The 22,166-nt window shown below is 36.3% G+C and carries 9 protein-coding genes; 6 read left to right on the top strand and 3 right to left on the bottom strand.

Annotation, left to right across the window (positions count from 1 at the left end):
* The first annotated feature begins 302 nt into the window (after positions 1-302).
* The 3 genes from IJL02_RS05875 (at position 303) to IJL02_RS05885 (ending at position 5,696) form a co-directional block, all read left to right on the top strand.
* Entirely contained in the window at positions 303-4,493 is a 4,191-nt protein-coding gene (locus IJL02_RS05875; protein ID WP_292812918.1) for a DUF3344 domain-containing protein, read from the top strand.
* A 126-nt stretch (positions 4,494-4,619) separates the two neighbouring features.
* Positions 4,620-5,420 (top strand): tetratricopeptide repeat protein, encoded by an 801-nt coding sequence (locus IJL02_RS05880; RefSeq protein ID WP_292812921.1) that lies wholly within the window; start codon positions 4,620-4,622, stop codon positions 5,418-5,420.
* Between the two features lie 126 nt (positions 5,421-5,546).
* On the top strand, positions 5,547-5,696 hold the full coding sequence (locus IJL02_RS05885) for a hypothetical protein (RefSeq protein WP_292812923.1): 150 nt from the start codon (positions 5,547-5,549) through the stop codon (positions 5,694-5,696).
* Positions 5,697-5,705: 9 nt separating this feature from the next.
* On the opposite strand, the gene IJL02_RS05890 is transcribed toward IJL02_RS05885, so the two are convergent.
* The 3 genes from IJL02_RS05890 to IJL02_RS05900 are packed head-to-tail and all read right to left on the bottom strand — an operon-like array spanning position 5,706 to position 9,732.
* Positions 5,706-6,224: a MarR family winged helix-turn-helix transcriptional regulator gene (locus tag IJL02_RS05890; RefSeq protein WP_292812929.1), complete on the bottom strand. Its 519-nt coding sequence runs from the start codon at positions 6,222-6,224 to the stop codon at positions 5,706-5,708.
* Positions 6,221-8,026, bottom strand: a complete 1,806-nt coding sequence (locus IJL02_RS05895; protein ID WP_292812932.1) for an ABC transporter ATP-binding protein — start codon at positions 8,024-8,026, stop codon at positions 6,221-6,223. The genes IJL02_RS05890 and IJL02_RS05895 overlap by 4 nt, the downstream gene beginning before the upstream one ends.
* On the bottom strand, positions 8,023-9,732 hold the full coding sequence (locus tag IJL02_RS05900) for an ABC transporter ATP-binding protein (protein WP_292812936.1): 1,710 nt from the start codon (positions 9,730-9,732) through the stop codon (positions 8,023-8,025). The genes IJL02_RS05895 and IJL02_RS05900 overlap by 4 nt, the downstream gene beginning before the upstream one ends.
* A gap of 497 nt (positions 9,733-10,229) precedes the next feature.
* Here IJL02_RS05900 and IJL02_RS05905 point away from each other — a divergent pair, with 497 nt between their 5' ends.
* The 3 genes from IJL02_RS05905 to IJL02_RS05915 all read left to right on the top strand — a co-directional run bounded on the left by IJL02_RS05905 (position 10,230) and on the right by IJL02_RS05915 (position 22,142).
* Positions 10,230-10,517 (top strand): hypothetical protein, encoded by a 288-nt coding sequence (locus IJL02_RS05905; protein WP_292812941.1) that lies wholly within the window; start codon positions 10,230-10,232, stop codon positions 10,515-10,517.
* Between the two features lie 11 nt (positions 10,518-10,528).
* Complete coding sequence (locus tag IJL02_RS05910) at positions 10,529-10,945, top strand: hypothetical protein (RefSeq protein ID WP_292812945.1); 417 nt, start codon at positions 10,529-10,531, stop codon at positions 10,943-10,945.
* A gap of 400 nt (positions 10,946-11,345) precedes the next feature.
* Positions 11,346-22,142: a C1 family peptidase gene (locus tag IJL02_RS05915; RefSeq protein WP_292813043.1), complete on the top strand. Its 10,797-nt coding sequence runs from the start codon at positions 11,346-11,348 to the stop codon at positions 22,140-22,142.
* Positions 22,143-22,166: the final 24 nt, after the last annotated feature.

Consider the following 22,166-nt stretch of genomic DNA (forward strand, 5'->3'; position numbering starts at 1 on the left):
GTATTAATTTTTAATTTTCATTTTTATTAATTTTTATTACTTTTTTTCAATATTTTTGATTTTAGTATTACTATTTGCCAAAAGTATTACTTTTTGGCCTATATATGGCGATTTGGTATTAAGATAATATTTATATCAGTATTACTACTTCAATAACATTAAGGTTATTTTATTTAAAGCCTCATTTATGTTCTTTTATTAATTCGCCTCTTATTTCTTTTCTTTAAATAAAATACCTTAAAAAAGATTATGGGATTATTATGAGAAATAGATCAATTATTTTTTTATTTGTATTAATTTCCATGATTGTTTTTTCTCTAAGTGCTGTTAGTGCAGACGATTTACAAAGCACTGATTCCGGCGAAGTTTCCGGAGATGTTGATTTGGTTACTGTCAATCCTTGGTCTACAAGCGGACAGCTGACCTATGACATACCTTCCGATGCTGATGTCAAAAGTGCAACTGTTTATGTAAATGTCTACGGGGGTAGTGCTAAAAACACTCACGGGTGCAATGCAAACGTGAGCTTAAACACTACTTCCGGTGAAAAGCAAATAGCCTCTGAACAATTGTGGATAGAAGATGGAAGTACTGACGGAACTATTTATCCGGTAAACAATCACACAAACAAATGTTATTCTGATTATCAGATGTATTATGACATTACCGATTCTCTAAAAGGTTTAAATGGTTCATCAATTACTATAAAAGTCGATACCTTTAAAATGGAAAATAAAACCTTTGATGGTAGGATAAAACTTATCGCACTGATTTTCGCATACGATGATGGAGATAGTGATAAAGTTTCATATTGGCTTGATTCTACTCAAAAATGGACAAAAACAAATGTCACAACTGTCTTTGCAACTGAAAACATAACAAGCATATTATCTGCAGATTTGTATAACATTGCTCTTTCAAGTGCAGACGGCAGCTACAAGCTGAATGGCGAATTGTTGGGAGATCCTTCAAACCACACAAGCGGAAATTATTATCAGTATGACTATTGGAACGTAACTGATTCTGTAAAAGAAAAACAGAACACTGAACTTGTTAGCATAAATGCGGGAACAGGCACTTACGCTTCACTTAAAAATGTTTTATCACTTTTAAAAGTAAGCTCTGTTGCTGCAGAAGTAAGTTTTGCTACTGAATACAAGGATACCTGTTTTGCAGCCACCAACAACACTTTAACCGTTAGTGTGAAATCCAATAACAAAGGTAAATATGTTTTTGAACTCGTGGCTGACGGTGCTGTTGTAAATACCACTGAAATTGAACTTGACGGCGTTAATGAAACTACTTTGCTTCTCACTGACCCAACAATCAGGCCTGCTGATGAGAAAACCGTCAATGGAGCAAACAACACTAAAGTTACTTATGCAGTAAATCTTAAATTCAATGACAAATCAGTTGCTTGGGTAAATAAAACAGTTCCTGTTTTATACAACGGTAATTTAGGAAAAGATTTGGCATATAACGCTACATATATTGAAAACTATGATGTATTTTCAGTTACTGGAGGAGCATTCATAGATTGTCAAAATGATACCACATACATGGGTACCGGGGCAACCGGCAGAACTGATGTATGGAATGTTTTCTTACCTGAAAATTCCACCTTCGACAAATCATTCATTTACATTGCTTATAACTGGGACAGTACAGGAATAGATGGTCCTGTATTAAACACTACATTTAATGGTAAAGCTATTTCAACTAAAGCTCATTATAGAGACCAGTCCAATTTGGGAAGCTATGGAAATAGAGGTTACGGACTGTTTGTCTATGACGTAACTGGTTTGGTTAAAGAAGGCGAAAATACATTAATAATCAACAAGACTGCTAAAAAGGCAGCTGTTTACCCTTCAACTTTAATCTACTTCTACAATACTACTGAATCTAAATATTTAGGCAAAGTATACATGGCTTATGGTGCAGATTTAATGTCTGATGCAAACAATAACGCAGGAAGAATTGCAAAAACAGGCAATGTATTCAATGTGTCTTCAAAAGGTTTATCTCAAGCTGATTTATTCATATTTGCTGCAAGTGCAGAACCTGGAGATGCTGATATGGCATTTAACGGCGTTGAATATGCAGATGTGTTCAATGGTACTTCTAACTCTGTAATGTTTTCTTATTTAGATATTTCTTCCAATATCACTGATTCAAATAACATTTCATTTGTAGCTACAGGAACTACCGTTTTAGCATTAAATCAGATGATTGCTACATGGGAACCTATTATCGAATCCAGCGTTAGTATGGCTACTGAATATAAAGATACATGTTATGCAGCTACCAACAACATCATAACTGTTAATGCTAAATCAGATTACAAAGGTAAATATGTTGTTGAGCTTTTAGCTGACGGTACTGTTGTCGACACCAAGGAAGTTGCTCTTGACGGTGAAAATGAAACTAAGTTACTATTAACTGATCCAACAATCAGGCCTGCTGATGAGAAAACAGTCAGCGGAGCAAACAACACTAAAGTTACTTATGCAGTCAATCTTAAATTCAATGATAAATCAGTTGCTGGGGTAAATAAAACAGTTCCTGTTTTATACAACGGTAATTTAGGAAAAGATTTAGAGTACAATGCAACATACATTGAAGATTACACTGTTATTGTCTCCAACGGCGGAATTTTTACTATGGGTCTTGAGGACAGTGCTTACATGGGTACTTCAGTTACAAATTACACAGGTATTTTAAAAATCCAATGTAGAGAAAACTCAACTTTAACAGATTCATTCCTTTACATTGCTTATAACTGGGACAGTACAGGAATTACAGGACCTGTCTTAAACGTTACTTTTAACGGCAATGTTATTTCCCCAAAAGCTCATTATAGAGATCAGTCCAATTTAGGAAGTTACGGAAATAGAGGATATGGATTATTTGTCTATGATGTATCAGGTTTAGCTAAAATTGGTAACAATACTGTGGTTATAGCTAAAGAAGCTAAAAAGGCAGCGGTTTATCCTGCTTACATAATAAGCGGATATAATATAACAGGCAGCGAATATTTAATCACAGCATACATTGCTGAAGGTGCAGATTTAATGTCCAATGCAAACAATAATGCAGGTAGAATTTCAAAAACAGACAGCAAAATAATTATTGACGGTGAAAAATTCATCAATGCTTATCTAGCTGTTATTGCTGCAGGCGCTGAATCTGGTGAAGGAAATATCATATTCAACGGTATTGAAAATATCAATGTATGGAACGGTACTTCAAATTCAGTTGAATTATTTAACCTTGTCATAACTGACGATGTGGCTGAAGTAAATGACATATCATTTGTCGCTACAGGCGGCACCATTTTGGCTTTAACACAAATGATAATTACAGAAAAATATGACGCTGAACTTAATGTTACAATCAGTGACGCTGAAGTTGGCAAAAGCGCTAATGTAACTGTCAGTTATCCTACTGCAACAGGAAAAGCTCTTGTAATCGTTGACGGTAATGTAAATACTGTTAAATTGGATGAAAACGGAAATGCAGTTTATACTATTGAAGAAGTTACAGCCGGAAAACATGATGTTGTAGTGGTTTATCTCGGTGACGATTGCCATGATTCAGAATATGCTGAACTTGAATTCGGTTCAGCTATTTTAGCATGTGAATTTACCAATATCACCGTAACAGGTGAAGGCGTCATTTCAGCTGTTTTGGTTGATGAATCCGGCAGTCCTATTGCCAATGCTAATGTAACTTACTCTGTAAACGGAAATGCTAGTGAGGCTGTTACTGCTGGTGACGGATCTGTTGTAATTCCTGCTGCATCAAACAGTGTTGTTTTAATCAGCTTTGAAGGCAACGATAAAGTTTCACCTGTAAATGCTACAATCACTCTTAAAGATGTGGCTAAACTCAGAGCAAATACAAGCATTATCGGCGATGACTACAACACATTTGCTATTGACTACTATGCAGGTGAGAGAGGCGGATACTTTAAAGTTAAACTGGTTGATGATGCAGGTAAAATCCTTGCCAACAAATCCGTAAAAATCGGATTCAACGGTAAAGTATACAATACCACAACTGACAGTGAAGGTATTGCTCAATTGCAAATCAACCTGGCAAAAGCCGGAACCTACACATTCGCTGTAGCATTCTTGGGAGATAAAGACTACAATGCTTCATTTACAGTCAAATCAATTACTGTAAACCTTAAGAAAACTTCCTTAAACGCTCCTGCCAAATCATACAAAGCATCTGCTAAAACAAAATCCTACACAGTAACCTTAAAAACAGACAAAGGATCATCCATTGACGGAAAAACATACATGGCATCCGGCAAAACTGTTAAACTTACTGTAAACGGAAAAACCTACACAGCAAAAACAAACGCTAAAGGTCAGGCTACCTTCAAATTAGATATTACCAAGAAGGGTACCTACACAGCAAATGTTAACTTTGCAGGTGACAACACCTACAAGTCTTGCAAAGCAAGCACAAAAATTACAATCAACTAGGGAGATTCATTCTCTCTAACTTTTTTTCTTTTTAAAATTGAATTTCTTCAATACTCTCTTTTTCAATAGAAACATTTTTATAGCTAAAGATTTAACTATTTAGCAATGTAATTTTGTGGTGATATCATGAAAAAATCAAAAGATTGGGATGATATTGAAGTCAACAGAAGAAGTGATGACAAGATTTACTTTGAATCAAACTTAATCCAGCAAATCTCAGACGGGATTGACTTTTTAAGGGATGAAAGTAAGGAAGTCCTAAAAGAGATTGATTTGGAAAACAAAATCGATGAAATGGAACTTGAGGAATTTGCTGAAGATACCATAAATCAGATTGACGATATTTTTGATGATATTTCCAGATTCAAATCATCAATCATCAGCAGCGACGATTTGCCTGAAAACGTCAAAAGATCATACAGGGAAACCCAAAGCTATCTCAACAGGGATGCCGATTATGTAAGAAGAGCCAGAAGAAAGCTTGATAAGCTGCAGTCCGATAGTATGGTTGACCATTACAAAACAAATGTTCGCGTAATTGAACTTGCTGATAAAGCCATTGATGTCAATAGTGAAAACTTCGATGCATATTATCTTAAAGGTCAGGCACTGGCCAATCTTGAGGAATATGACGGGGCAATTGAGGAGTTCATCAACTGCCTTGTGATTAGAGACGATGTTGAAGTCTGGCTGGCTATTGCCGATACAAACAGATTGAACGAAGAGTATAACGACGCAATCAATGTATATGATTCAATCTTGGATAAAAATGACAGTTGCCCTCAGGCTTTAATCGGTAAGGCTTATACCTATTATGACTGGCAAAAATTCGCTAAAGCCGATGAATTTTTCAAACAGGCGGATTCCATAGAACCGTTGGATGATGAGTCCAAAAAGATGTGGGATGATTGCCTTGCAAATGATTAATATTTTTTTTCATTTTATTTTTTTAATTCTAAAATAAAGGAAATATTGCTTTTGTTTCGTAAAATTGAGCTTATTCGAAAGTTAAATTTATTAATAAGTTTAAATATATTAATTATTGGTGATAATATGGCAAAACCAATTGCTCCAACTCCAATATTAAAAGGAAATGATTTAAAAGAATTCATAAAAGAAAGAAAAACTCCTATGACTGAAAATGAAAAAAGAGTTAGTGAAAGAGTTAAAAAAGCTAAAGATATTCCTTTCATTGACTTTTAACCTTTTTTTTTAATTTTTTTCAAGCAGCTGATACCATTCGCTTTGAGTTATGTCGCAGTCAAAATACTTTTTTAAAACTTCCTTTCTGCATTCAAGCATTTCATCGTATTTTTCAGGATTTTCCGCTTTCATGCGTTCGTGCAGTTCTTTTGAAATCAGGTTTAAGCATTCATCAAAACTTTCCTTTTGATTTTCATCCAAACAGTCGAAAATATCGATGTCCTTTGACTTTTGGAATTTATACTCCTTTCCCTTGTCTGTCAGATATATCAAAAGCACCCTTTTATCTTCAGGTGAGGTTTCCTTTCTGATATATCCGTTTTTAATCAGCTTGTTTAGGGTTTCATTGACAGAAGGCACTTTAATGTTTAGAATTTCTGAAAGTTCTCTGGTTGAAATGCCTTCCTTATATTTCAGGATGGCCAGTATTCTGCCCTGGCCTCTGGATATATTTTTCTCGTTGGCATTTCTTCTTTTAAGGTTTTCATTGATAAACAGTAGCTTGTGGTAGAGAAATTCGTTGTTCATATTGCATTCTCCTCATACTGTGCGTTAAGGGTATTGTAGTAATATCCCTTTTGAGCTAAAAGCTCTTCATGTGTTCCCTGCTCGATTATTTTGCCGTTTTCGATTACGATAATCTTGTCGGCATTCTTGATTGTTGAGAGTCTGTGTGCAATGATGAAGCTGGTTCTGTTTTCCATCAGCCTGTCCATCGCCTTTTGAATCAGCTTTTCGGTTCTTGTGTCAACTGATGATGTTGCCTCATCCAGAATAAGTATTTCCTTTTTGGACAGTATTGTTCTTGCAATTGTCAGAAGCTGCTTTTGGCCGTGTGAGATGTTGTCTGTGTCCTCGTTGAGTTCAGTGTCATAGCCCTGCGGCAGCTGTCTTATGAAGTTGTCTGCATAAACGTTTTTTGCGGCTTCAACGACTTCCTCATCTGTCGCATCAAGGTTTCCGTAGCGGATGTTGTTTGTTATTGTATCTGAAAAGAGCCATGAATCCTGCAGAACCATTCCAACAATGGATCTCAGCGAGTGCTTGTCATACTCTTCGATGTCAACGCCGTCAATTCTGATGGAGCCTTTGTTAATGTCATAAAATCTCATGAGAAGCTTTACGATTGTGGTCTTTCCGGCTCCTGTTTCACCTACAATAGCTATCTTTTCGCCTTTTTTAACGCTGAATGTGAGATTATCGATTACCTTTTCGTTAGGAGTGTATCCGAAACTCACGTTTTCGAATGTTATTGACTCTGTGATGTTTGTAATCTGTTTTTCTGACGGATTTTCCTCATCGTCAATTTCGAGAAATTCAAATATCCTTTCGGTTGCAGCCATTGCGGTTTGAACAAGATTCATCACCCTTGTAATCTGCTGGATTGGGCGGGAGAAGTTTTCTATGTATTGGAAAAATGCCAGTATATCTCCAACGGCTATCGCTCCCTGCATTGCAAATATTGCTCCAAGAACCGCAATAATAACATATTGGAAGTTTGAAATGAAGTTCATTATAGGTCCTGTAAGACTTGAAACAAACTGTGATTTCCATTCCTGATCATACCAGTTGTCATTGTCGATTTCGAATTTTTCGATGGATTCATCTTCCTGGTTGAATGCGCGGATTATGTCATGGCCTGTAAATGTTTCCTCAATCTGTCCGTTGACTTTTCCCTTAAATGTCAGCTGCTTTAGGAAGTATTTTTGAGAGAATTTTGTAACAATGAGTATTATTGCAAAGGATATTGGAATCAGCACGATTGTAACCAGTGTCATCCACACGTTAATGTAGAGCATCATTGCAACGACGCCTATAATTGTAATTATTGCAGTCAGCATCTGAAGGAATGCCTGTGTAATTCCTGTCTGGAGTGAATCCACATCGTTTGTAAGTCTTGAAAGGATGTCTCCCCTTTTGTTTTCATCAACGTCCTCCATTGCAAGGGATGTGATCTTATCCATTATCCGGGATCTGAGGTTATAGCTGATTTTTGTTGATATACCAACCAAAAAGTAGCTTTGAAGATATGAAAAGACGGAACTGATGATATACAGTACAACCACCACGTTTAAAAGGTAAAACAGATGCTGCATATCTATTGTGCCTGTGTGGTTTAGGATTTTGGTGATTCCATCGTATATTGTTGTTGTTGCAAGTCCGATGTAAATTGGGCTTATCACTGTAAATACGGTTGAAATCACCGCACATATTACTGTAACTGTCAGTTTGAGTTTATATCCTCCCAGAAGCTTTAGGATATTTCTGATTGCCTTTCTGTTGTCTGCCGCTTTTTCAGGCGGTTTTCCTTTTCTTGGCGGTGGACTCATTGTAGCGCCTCCATACTGTCAATTTGTGATTTTACGATTTCATGATATATACTGCATGAGCTATTTAACTCCTCATGTGTGCCCCGGTCAATAATCTCGCCGTTGTCTATAACTAAAATCTCATCTGCATCTTTTATTGTTGAAATCCTTTGGGATACAATCAATATGGATGCATCATCTGAAAGTGTCTTCAGGTTGTTTTTCACTTTGGCTTCGGTATTCATGTCAAGCGCTGAAAAGCAGTCGTCAAAAAGATAAAAGTTGTGCTTTGCGATTAATGCCCTTGCAATCGACAGGCGCTGCTTTTGACCTCCTGAAAAGTTGGAGGCTGCCTGTGTGACTTCATCGTCAATGGTGTCTATGAAATCGGCCTGTGCGAGATTAAGGGCGTTTTCGATTTCATCATCTGTAGCATCGCTTTTTCCCACAAGCATATTTGATTTGACAGTTCCCTGAAAGAGAATTGCCTTTTGGGGTGTGAAACTTATCATGTCCCTTAAGGTTTTGAGTCTGTAATCCTTGATGTTTTTGCCGTTTATGAGAATCTCACCTGATGTTGGGTCCTGAAGACGTGGAATAAGATTAAGTATTGTTGATTTGCCGCTTCCGGTTCCTCCAATAATTGCTGTGGTTTTTCCAGGCTCCAGCTTGAAGCTGATGTCTTTTAGGGTTTCCCTTTCACTTCCGGGATATTTGTATTCGACGTTTCTAAATTCCAAAACAGGTTTTTCGGGAGTCTCTTCAATGTCTCCGTCGGTTATTGTGATTTCTGTGTTGAGCACTTCAGCAATACGCCTTCCGGATACGAGAATTCTTGGAAGAATTATAAGAAATCCGCCCATCATAATGAATGAGGTTACAATCATGGTTGAATACTGGATGAACGCTATGATGTCTCCTGTTAAAAGTGAGGAGTTTAAAGCGTCATACGCTCCGAAATACAGGATAAGCACAATCATTACGTTAAGAACCAGTGACAGTGCAGGAAGAATGATGAAAATGGTTCTGTAGACATGCAGGTTCACCTCCAGAAATTCTCTGTTGGTTTTTTCGAATTTTTCCCTTTCCGTGTCCTGTCTGACAAATGCCTTTATTACCGGAATTCCAATCAGTATTTCCCTTGCGGTTCTGTTCATTCTGTCCAGTATTTCCTGGGTGATCTTGAAATATGGCAGAACCCTTACAACTATGATGACCAGAATAGCTGCAACGATTACGAAGGTGACCAGAATAATCCATGAAAGGTCTGTTCCAAGTTCAAATGCTCTGATTACGCTTCCGACTCCAAGTACCGGTGCAAAGAGGAATGTTGTAAATATTACGCCTAAAATGCTTTGTATCTGGTTGATGTCGTTGGTTGAGCGTGTAATCAGTGATGACCTTGAAATCTCGTTGAGTTCATGGTTTGAAAACCTCAATACTTTCCTGTAGACGATTTTCCTTAAATCCTTTGCATATCCTGAGGATACTCTGCTTGAAAGATATGATATGATTACTGCCGCAATCACTGATATCACCACCATCACAAGCATTGTGATTCCTGTATTTATGATGTAGTTTATATCAGTATTTTTTATACCTATATTTACGATATCTGCAGTGTATGACGGCAGCGTCAGACTAGTATATGCCTGAACGATTAAAAATAATAGGATAAGTATTATTTGCGGTATTTTGCTTTTAAGCGGTTTTACTAAATTTATCATAGGTACCCTCAGATTATTTATTATAGGTACCTATTAGATAATTATATTATATAAATTTTAAGTATGAGGCCGGAAAATCCTGACCTCATACGCCAATATTAATCTCTCAAAAATTAATATAGTTTTTCTGCATGTTTTTTTGTAAAGATGGGGATTAATCTCTACACAGATACTATATTTGCTATTTTATATGTATTTTTTGTTGGTTTTAGGAACAATTATTAGGTATAATGTAAATTTAAAGATTTCATACAAATTTACATCTAAAATTAAAAGTTAATGAATTATGTATTTGATGACATGATGATTTCAATATTGTTCTCGAAGTATTGGATTGTATTCATTGTATAAGATATATTTATAGCTTTTTATTTTATTTTAACTTCGTGTAATGGTTAAATTTATATTTGATTAAATTAAAATACTAATTGTGGCAAAGAAACTTTTTTTCGTAAGAAAAATAGCGGCGTTTATACGAATTTTAAAAAGGTGATAAAATGGTTACCCGATTGGAGAAGTTCAAAAAGGAAATGGAACCGTCAAAGGAATTGTATACTCGTGAAATCACTGATTTTGCCAAAAGGTATGATGTTTTAGGTAAGATGACTTTAATCGAGGAGCCCGACATCGATACTCAGGAATATATCTATTCCTTTGAAAAACTGAATGGCACATCACAGAATGAATTGGATGAGATTCTTTTGGAAATGTATGACCATATGGAAGATTTTTCAAAACGAAAAGGTATTGAAAGATTTTACAGGTCTGCACGTATCTGGTTGTAGGGGATTGTAATATGGACATTACAAAATTCCCTCAATTTCAATTGTACCTTTTGACATTGATGATGTTTGATTTGAAAGATCAACTGATTCCCGATGCCTGTGACAACCGATGCATATATTCAACCATTATTAATAGGGCATATTTTAGCTCTTATCTGTTCTGTGAATTATGGTTGGATTATGAAAAAAACTTCAGAGTCACTTCTATTAAGAATTTTGGTGATGATGAGGAAATAATTAGTGAGCATCTGCAGGTTCGCAATGCTCTTTTCAATTTTGGTGAAAAGAACATGGAATTGAATTTGTCAAAATTATCCAAATTGAGAAAAACAGCAGATTATGATCCGTTTCGTGATTTAACGCAGAAGGATGTGTCAGATGCTGTTGAATATATGAAAAGAATATTCAGCCATCTAAAATTCGATTGAAACTATTTTTTTTTAAATCACTAAATTTTTACATGCCTATGGCAATATTTCTTTGAATATGATATTGAAAATTTCATCTGAGATGATTTTGGAATCTTGTCAGGAATATTGTGACAGGTTGTAACGATACGCATAGGCGAATCAAGTTTGTGATATATTATTTTTAATTGATTTGGCAAAATCCCATCTTTGACATTGCAAATCGGCATTTTAAATATATCTCAAGCATAATATTGGGATTAATCTCTTCAGACAATTTCATTGTGAACTTCTTTTAGATTTTGATAAGATTTAATAGATATCATTAATATAAATATATATCAATTAGATCTTTTGAGGGATTATTTTGTCGAAAAAATTTAATAGATTCATTTTATTTTTTTCAATAATGATTTTATTGATGATTATTCCGGCATCTTTTGCTTCAGAAAATAATGATTCGTTGTTGGAGGACCATACAACTGATGATTCGAATCTCGTTTCTGTTAGCGAAGATAAAGGAGATTTCAATGATTATTATTTTGATGCGTCAGTTGAAGTTGATGGAAACGGTACTGCTGAGAATCCCTATAAATATCTGAATTCAGATAGAGTGTTGGAAAATTCCAATATTCACTTGGCAAACGGCCAATATGAACTTGATAAAACTATATATGCCAGTTCTGTAAATTTCATTGGTAGCGATGTGGATAAAACAGTTATATCATATATTAATCGTATCGGATTAAATATAGGTGATTGTGTATCGCTTCAAAATATCACCATTTTAAATTGTCCGGTTGTATCTTATGGAAACCTTACTGCAACCAATACTATTTTCTTAAACAGTACTGGTGCTGCTTTTCATTTCGGAGACCATATCGGAGGTGCTATTTATAGTACTGCAGGATCTGCTTTAACAGTTAGAAACTGTACTTTTAAGGACAATAGTGCCTTCTGGGGCGGTGCTATCTTTATGGAATATGCCGATTTGGATGTTTGCGATTCCATTTTCATTGCAAACAGCGCATATAGTTACGGCGGTGCAATAGCATGTGATTTTTCAGGAAGTGTGAAAATATCCAGATCCAAGTTTTATAACTCTTCATCCAGTATGGATGCAGGGGGTGCGATTTATGTCAGGTCTTCTGAGTTTATTGCCAGTGATTTGGAGATAGTTAACTCCACTGCAGTATTTGGAGGGGCTATAACCACATTAAACACTAGAGTCATTTTAGATAATGTCAGCTGTTCTGATTGCCATGCCGAATTGAAAGGCGGGGCAATCTTTCATATGTATGGTGATTTTGATTTAACCGATTCGATTTTTGTGGGAAATAGTGCAATAAACGGCAGCGCATTGTTTATACAGAGTTGCGATAATGTTTTTGTCACAGGCAATGGCTTTTATAATAATAATGCTTCCTGTGCCGGAGCGGTTTATTCATTTTTAAATTCATTAGCTAATGATATGCAAACCGATAATGATTTTGCTGGAAATGATGCCGAAATCAATAATGATGTATGCGAGTCCGATTATATCAGTATGGATATTGGCAATGGCAACTATACCATGTTTAAAATTGACCCTGTCGTTGTTGATACATTTCCGGCCAGATACAGTTTGGTTGATGAAGGTCAGGTTACTAGCGTTAAAGATCAAAAGAATGGAGGTAACTGTATAGCTTTTACTGCAATGGCCGTTTTGGAATCATGTATCATGAAAGCATTTAACATTACATTTGATTTTTCTGAAGAAAACCTGAAAAATTTAGTTGCTCTTTACTCTGAATATGGATTTAATCTTAAGGATACTAATGATGGACTTTTTGTTCATCAAGTAGCCGGGTATTTTACATCATGGTTGGGTCCTGTCAATGATGAAGATGATGTGTATAAGGCTACATCAACATTATCTCCTCTTCTCAATAGCATTCTCCATATTCAAAACATCCTATTTGTGCAACGTGATAATCATACGGATAATGATGCAATGAAAGAGGCTTTGATGAAATATGGTGCAGTTGGAATTTCAATATGTATGGATGAGGCTATTTATTATAATAATGATACATTCGGTTATTATTGTTGGGATAATAAAATGGCTAGCCATGCCGTTACCGTTATTGGTTGGGATGATAATTATTCCAAATCCAATTTCATTAACGGAGATCTTATTGAAGGTGATGGTGCATGGATTGTAAAAAACAGCTGGGGTCCTGAATGGGGAGATGATGGATATTTCTATCTTTCATATTATGATAATACTATTAGAGAGGGAAGCGATTTTTATTATACATTTATCTTAAATGATACTATTCGATTTGATAAGAATTACCAACATGAGATTGTCGGATTCAGTGACTATATGTATAATGCCAGTTCAAATGTGCTGTATAAGAATGTGTTCACATCTGATGGCGATGAGTTTTTAGCCGCCGTTTCAACATACTTTAAATTGGCAAGTGACTGGACAGTTACTGTTAATGTGAACGGTGAATCCAAAGCATTTAAATCCGGAACTTCAGATGCAGGTTATTATACAATTAATCTGGATGAATTGGTGCCTCTTAAAGATGGTGATGTCTTTGAAGTGATTTTCAACGTCACACGAGATGGTGGTGCTGTAATTCCAATTGCCGAAACTTCTGTATGCAATAATGTGCTTTTTGGTCCGGACATGTCCTATGCAAGCTGGGATGGCGGTGAAAACTGGGTTGACTTATATGATTTTACTTTTATAAGACCTGTCGATGGTTATTTATTCACTTCCCAGATTGCTTGTATCAAGGCTTTCACTATTTTAAATCCTATTGAAACTGTTTTGAGTCTGAATATTTCTAGAGATTTTAAAAATCCTGTCAATATCACTGCAGCTGTTGTGGATGAGTACGGAAATCCGTTGAATTGCGGTAATGTCACTTTCGTCTTGAATGGTGTGGATTATGTTGTCAATCTAACCAATGGTATTGCGGGCATGCAGTATAACTTTGATAAGACTGTAAATGATGTTATTGCCGTATTTAATGCTGTCGGCTACACCACATCTTATGATTGGAGTACTGTAGTCGTTGACTTGAACAAGAATTTCACTGATTGTTATTTTGATGCCTCAGCTGCCGCTGATGGAAACGGTACTGCTGATAATCCATATAAGTATCTGACTTGTGAAAGGATTGTTGAGTATTCCAATATTCATCTGGCAAACGGCGAATATGAACTGGATAATCTTACAGGAATCGCCTTTGTAAATTTCATGGGCAGTGACGTGGGTGAAACTGTCATCACATATCATGGCACAGGATTTGAGGTCTTCGGTTGTGCCACAATTCAAAATGTTACTCTGTTTGACTGTTCAATTGTAAATTATGGAAATCTCACGGCAAATAATGCCATTTTCCAAAACTGTACTGGATTTTTATACCATGATGGAAATCATGTTGGAGGAGCAATCTTCAGTAGAACCGGAAGTGCTTTAATTGTTAGCAACTGTACTTTCATGGGCAATCATGCAGATTATGGCGGTTCAATTTATAGTGCTGGTGCTGTTTTTGATGTTTGTGATTGTACTTTCATGGGCAATCATGCAGATTGTGGTGGTTCAATTTATAGTGCTGGTGCTGTTTTGGATGTTTTCAATTGTACTTTTAGTGATAATTATGCTGATTATGGTGGTGCTATTTATAACTGGGGTGTTGATTTAGCGATTTATAATTGTACTTTTGCGGATAATGATGCATATTATGGTGGTGCCATTCATGCTGAAAATGGTGTTTCTGTTGTTTTCAATTGTACTTTTACGGATAATGATGCAACTTGTGGCGGTGCAATTTATAACTCTCTTGGTGCTTTGGATGTTTTCAATTGTACTTTTAGAAGGGGCAGTGCTTATTATGGTGGTGCCATTTATGTTGAAAATGGTACTTTGTATGTTTGCGATTCCATATTCCTGGCAAACAGGGCGTTTAGTTTCGGTGGCGCCATTGCGTCTGATTTCGCTGAAACGGTAATAGTATACAAATCCAAGTTTCATGACACTTTTTCTGTTACTGATGCTGCCGGTGCGATTTATGTTAGGACATCTGAGTTCTGGGGAATTGATTTGGAGATAGTTAACTCCACTGCAACATTTGGAGGTGCCATAACCACTCTAAACACAAATGCTGTTTTAAACAATATAAGCTGTTTAAATAGCTCTGCTCGTCTCTATGGTGGGGCAATTTATCATATGAAAGGTAATTTCTATCTGGCCAATTCCACTTTCAGCTACAACAGGGCAGTAAACGGCAGTGCATTGTACATCGATTATTGTCATAATTGTTATGTCAGCGGCAATGGTTTTTATTATAATGACGCTTCATGTACAGGATTAATCTACTCAATTTTCAATGATTTCAGCAATGATATAGAAGAGGATAATGATTTTGTTGGAAATGCCGCTCAAACCGGTGACGGACTTTTCGAAGTTCCTTATATCAATATAGATATTGGTAATGGTAATTATACCATGTTTAAGGCTGATCCGATTGTTGTGGATATCCTGCCAAGCAGGTATAGTCTGGTTGATGAAGGTCAGGTTACCAGCGTTAAAAATCAATTAGAAGAGGGTAATTGCTGGGCCTTTGCAGCAATGGCTATTTTGGAATCATGTATTTTAAAAGCGACAAACAGCACATACGACCTTTCAGAAAATAACTTAAAAAACATAATGTTATTTTACTCAGACTATGGATGGAATTATTTCGAAAACAATATTGGTGCAAATCCAAGATTTGTTGCAGGATATCTTTCAAGTTGGTTGGGTCCGGTTAATGAAAGTGATGATGTATATAAGGGCAAGTCAACTTTATCTCCACTTTTAAATAGTATTCTTCACATCCAAAACATCATATATTTGCATCATGACAATTACACGGATAATGATGCAATCAAAGAGGCTTTGATGAAATATGGTGCAGTTGGAATTTCAGTATGTATGGGTGATAGTTATTATAATGAAGATACGTTTAGTCTTTATTGCTGGGATAGTGATGTTAATTCAAATCATGCTGTTGCTATTGTGGGATGGGATGACAATTATTCAAGGTCCAATTTCATCAATGGGGATCTGATTGAAGGTGATGGCGCATGGATTGTAAGGAACAGCTGGGGTCCTGAATGGGGAGATGGAGGATATTTCTACCTGTCATATTATGATGAGCATATTTTAAACTTATCTTGGTGGGAACCTATATACACTTTTATTTTAAATGATACAATTCGCTTTGATAAGAACTATCAATATGATATTCAGGGTCCTGGTACTTTTGTGCCTAATCCTAATCCAGTATACTATTCGAATACTTTCACCTCCAGTGGTGATGAGTTTTTAGCGGCGGTTTCAACATACTTTGAGGATTTAACAGATTGGACAGTTGAAATTTATGTTAATGATGAGTTTAAAACTTCCAAATCCGGAACTTCAAATCCGGGTTATTATACAATTAATTTGAATGAAATGGTGCCTCTTAAGGAGGGGGATGTTTTTAAAGTAGTATTCGGTATTGCAACCGGAAATATCACTAAAACACCAGTTGCATATCTTAAGTATTATAATTATCCTTTTGGCGGTCCCGGATTGTCCTTTATATGGGATGATGTATCATGTGCGGATTTATATGACGGTGGTTTGGTTGCATGTATCAAGGCATTTACCATTTTAAATCCTATTGAAACTGTTTTGAGTTTGGATATTTCCAGAGATTTTGAAAATCCGGTTAATATCACTGCAGTTGTTGTGGATGAGTACGGAAACCTTTTAAGTTGTGGTAATGTCACTTTCACATTGGATGGTGTAGATTATGTTGTCAATATAACCAACGGAATTGCAAGCATACAGCACAGCTTTGATAAGACTGTAAATGACGTTGTTGCCGTATTTAATGCTGTTGGCTACACCACATCTTATGATTGGGGCACTGCAGTTGTTGACTTGAAAAAGAATTTCACTGATTATTATTTTGATGTGTCAGCTGAAGCTGATGGAAACGGTACTGCTGATAGTCCATATAAGTATCTGATTTCTGAGAGGATTGTTGACTATTCCAATATTCACCTTGCAAACGGCGAATATGAACTGGATAATCTTACAAGAATCGCCTTTGTAAATTTCATGGGAAGTGACGTGGGTGAAACTGTCATCACCTATCATGGCACAGGATTTGATGTCTGCGGCTGTGCCACAATTCAAAATGTTAGTCTGTTTAACTGTTCAATTGTAAATGCCGGAAATATCATAGCATATAATGTCATTTTCCAAAACTGTACTGGATTTTTATTCCCTGATGGAAATAACTTTGGAGGAGCAATCTTAAGTATAACTGGAAGTGCTTTAACAGTTAGCAACTGTTCTTTCATTGGCAATCATGCAGATTTTGGTGGTGCAATTTATATTGTTAGTGATGTTTTAGAGGTTTATAATTGTACTTTTATGGATAATACTGCAACTTGTGGTGGTGCAATTTATAACTATGATGCTGTTTTTGATGTTTGTAATTGTACTTTTATTGATAATGCTGCAAGCGAAGGTGGTGCAATTTATTCTGTTGCTGTTTTTGATGTTTGTAATTGTACTTTTATTGATAATGCTGCAAGCGAAGGTGGTGCAATTTATTCTGTTGCTGTTTTTGATGTTTGTAATTGTACTTTTATTGATAATGCTGCAACTAATGGTGGTGCAATTTATAACACTGGTGGTGTTTTGGATGTTTGTAACTGTACTTTTATGGATAATTCTGCAAATAATGGTGGTGCAATTTATAACACTGGTGGTGTTTTGGATGTTTTCAATTGTACTTTTATGGATAATGCTGCAAGGGAAGGTGGTGCAATTTTTAACACTGGTGGTGATTTAGATGTTTTCAATTGTACTTTTACCGATAATAATGCCGGCACGTTTGGTGGCGCTATTATGTGTAAGGATAATTCTGTTTTGAATATTTGTGATTGTACTTTTGCGGATAATAATGCAGATTATGGTGGTGCTATTGTGGGTTATAGTAATTCTGTTTTGAATGTTTTCAATTGTACTTTTGCGGATAATGATGCAGATTATGGTGGTGCTATTTATAAAATTGGTGCTGATTTAGTGATTTATAATTGTACTTTTATGGATAATTATGCAAAGCATGGTGGTGCCATTCATGTTGAAAATGGTGCTTCCGATGTTTGTGATTGTACTTTTGCGGATAATAATGCTACTTATGGCGGTGCAATTCATAGCCTGGCTGATGATTTAGCGATTTATAATTGTACTTTTGCGGATAATAATGCTACATGTGGTGGTTCCATTTATGTTGGAAATGGTGCTTCGGATGTTTGTGATTGTACTTTTAGAGATGATTTAGCTTATTATGGTGGTTCCATTTATGTTGGAAATGGTGCTTTCTTGGATGTTTTCAGTTGTACTTTTAGAAATGATTTAGCTTATTATGGTGGTACCGTTTATGTTGGAAATGGTGCTTTCTTGGATGTTTGTGATTCAATATTCCGGGCAAGTGGTGCATTTAGTTATGGAGGTGCCATCGCATGTGACTACGCTGATAAAGTAACTATTTCAAAATCCAAGTTTTATGACACTTATTCCATTACTGACGCTGCAGGTGCGATTTATGTAAGGACATCTGAGTTTGAGGGAAGTGATTTGGAGATTGTAAACTCCACTGCAACATTTGGAGGCGCCATAACCACTCTAAACACAAATGCTGTTTTAAACAATATTAGTTGTTTCAATAGCTCTGCACTCATGTATGGTGGGGCAATTTATCATATGAAAGGTAATTTTTCCCTGAGCAATTCCACTTTCAGCTATAACAGGGCAGTAAACGGCAGTGCATTGTACATAGATTATTCTCATAATTGTTATGTCAGCGGCAATGGTTTTTATTATAATAACGCTTCTGGTACAGGATTAATCTACTCAATTTTCAATGATTTCAGCAATGATGTAGATTCGGATAATGATTTTGTTGGTAATGTCGCTAAAACCGGTGATGGACTTTTCGAAGTTCCTTATATCAATATAGATATTGGTAGCGGTAATTATACCATGTTTAAGGTTGATCCGATTGTTGTTGATATCCTGCCAAGCAGGTATAGTCTGGTTGATGAAGGTCAGGTTACCCGCATTAAAAATCAAATTTCCGATGGTAATTGCTGGGCTTTTGCAGATATGGCTGCTTTGGAATCATGTATTCTAAAAGCGGCAAACAGCACATATGACCTTTCAGTAAATAACATGAAAAACATAATTGCATTCTTCTCTGACTATGGGTGGAATGATGTTGATACCAATGATGGCGGAAATTCAAGAATGGCTTTGGGATATCTTTTAAGCTGGTTGGGTCCCGTTAATGAGAGTGATGATGTTTATAGGGACAAGTCAACTTTATCTCTACTTTTAAATAGTATTCTTCACATCCAAAATGCCATATTTTTGCATCATGACAATTACACTGATAATGATGCAATCAAAGAGGCTTTGATGAGATATGGGGCTGTTTCATGTGCTATGTATTTTGACGGCTGTTACTATAATGAAGACACTTTCGGTTTCTATTGTTGGGACCAGGACACTGGTTGTAACCATGGTGTTGCTATTGTGGGATGGGATGACAATTATTCCCGGTCCAATTTCATCAATGGGGATCTTATTGACGGTGATGGCGCATGGATTGTAAAGAACAGTTGGGGTCCTGATTGGGGAGATGACGGATATTTCTACATATCATATTATGATAATAGTCTTTTAGACGGCAGTCTGTGGTTCCCTTTCCATACATTTATTTTAAATGATACAATTCGCTTTGATAAGAACTATCAATATGATATTCAGGGTATGTCTAATTGTGTACAAAGTTATTGTCCTGAAGCATACTATTCTAATTCTTTCACCTCCGAGGGTGATGAGTTTTTAGCGGCGGTTTCAACATACTTTGAGGATTTAACAGATTGGACTGTTGAAATTTATGTTAATGATGAGTTTAAAACCTCCAAATCAGGAACTTCAAATCCGGGTTATTATACAATTAATCTGGATGAAATGGTGCCTCTTAAAGAGGGTGATGTTTTTAAAGTAGTCTTCTGTATTGCAACCGGAAATATCATTAGTATACCAGTTGCAGAATTTTATAATTTTAATTATCCTTTTGGATGTCCTGGATTGTCCTTTGTATGGGATGATGAATCTTATGATGATTTATATGATTTCGGTGCGGTTGCATGTATCAAGGCTTACACTATTTTAAATCCTATTGGAACTGTATTGAGTTTAAATATTTCCACCAGTCTAGAAAATCCGGTCAATATCACTGCAGCTGTTGTGGATGAGTATGGAAACTTGCTTTCTTGCGGAAATGTCACTTTCACATTGGATGGTGTTGATTATGTTGTCAATGTAACCAACGGAATTGCAAGCATACAGCACAGCTTTGATAAGGTCTTGAACAATGTCACTGCAGTATTTGATGCTGTCGGTTATTCCTCATCATCTGCAAACGGCACTGCACAGATTAAAAAGACAAAAGTTGACCTTGATTTGGAAATATCTCAGGTATTGTACGATGCCGTATTGGACATAGTCAGTTTGAATAAGCTTAACGAGACTCTGATAATCCATATCAACGATAAGCCATATGAATCAAGGCTGATTAACGGCAAAGCAAAATTGGAATTGGAAAATCTTTCAAATGGTATTTATAACGTCACCGTCACTCTTCCTGACGATTCAATTTATGAATCTGATTTGACAGATTCCTTTGTTGTAAATGTAAGTAAAACAGAAATCATAGCTTCTGATTTGACATTTACAGAAAATGAAATCGGAATATTGAACATCACACTTGTCGATGAAAACGCCAATCCTTTGGCTGGGCGTCTGGTCAATGTCTGTTTGGACAATTATGCATTTGCAGTATTTAGTGATGCAAACGGTTCATACGCCGTTCCGTTTTTCCTTGATGTTGGTGAATATATCTGTACCTTGGAATTTGGCGGTGATGATAATCATCTCAAATCAAATGCAACCGTTAAAATTAATGTTGAGAAGTTCATTAAGACTCCGACTGAAATTCTTTTAAACATTAGCGATGCTGAGGTCGGTCGGGATGTAAATGTGTCTATCAGCGTTTCTGGTGTAACAGGCAATGTTACAGTTATTGTTGATGGAAACGGAACCGTTGTCAGTTTGGATGAGAATGGCGCTGCCAGTTATGTTATTCCTGCCATTGTGGCTGGTGAACATAGCGTTGCTGTTGTTTATTTCGGTGACGATACTCATGATTCGGCTTATGCTGCAAAACAAATTACTGCACCTATAAGCGTATCCCAGTTTACAAATATCACTGTTTCCGGTGAGGGCATCATTACTCTCTCACTGGTGGATGGTGACGGTAATCCTATTGGCGGTGCTAATGTAACTTACTCTGTAAATGGAAATGCTGCTGCGGCTGTTACTGCTGGTGATGGTTCTATTTTAATTCCTGCTGCATCCAACAGTGTTGTTTTAATCAGCTTTGAGGGTAACGATAATGTTTTACCTGTAAATGCTACTATCATATTGAAAGATGTGGCCAAACTCAGAGCTAACACAACAATCATCGGTGATGACTACGAAACCTATGCTATTGACTACTATGCTGGTGAGAGAGGCGGATACTTTAAAGTTAAACTGGTTGATGATGCCGGTAAAATCCTTGCCAACAAATCCGTAAAAATCGGATTCAACGGTAAGGTATACAATACCACTACCGACAGTGAAGGAATTGCAAAACTTCAAATCAACCTGGCAAAAGCCGGAACCTACACATTCGCTGTAGCTTTCCTGGGAGATGGAGACTACAACGCTTCATTTACAGTCAAATCAATCACTGTAAACCTCAAGAAAACTTCCATAAGCGCTTCTGCAAAATCATACAAGGCATCCGCTAAAACAAAATCCTACACAGTAACCCTAAAAACAGACAAAGGATCATCCATTGACGGAAAAACATATATGGCATCCGGCAAAACTGTTAAAATTACTGTAAACGGAAAAACCTACTCAGCAAAAACAGATGCTAAAGGTCAGGCCACCTTCAAACTTAGTCTAACTAAGAAAGGTATCTACAATGTTAGTGTAAACTTTGCAGGTGACAGCACCTACAAATCATCAAAAGCAACTACAAAAATAACTATTAACTAGAGAGAATTCTTTTCTCTCTGTTTT

This window comes from Methanobrevibacter sp. (assembly GCF_017427765.1).
Lineage (GTDB): Archaea > Methanobacteriota > Methanobacteria > Methanobacteriales > Methanobacteriaceae > Methanocatella.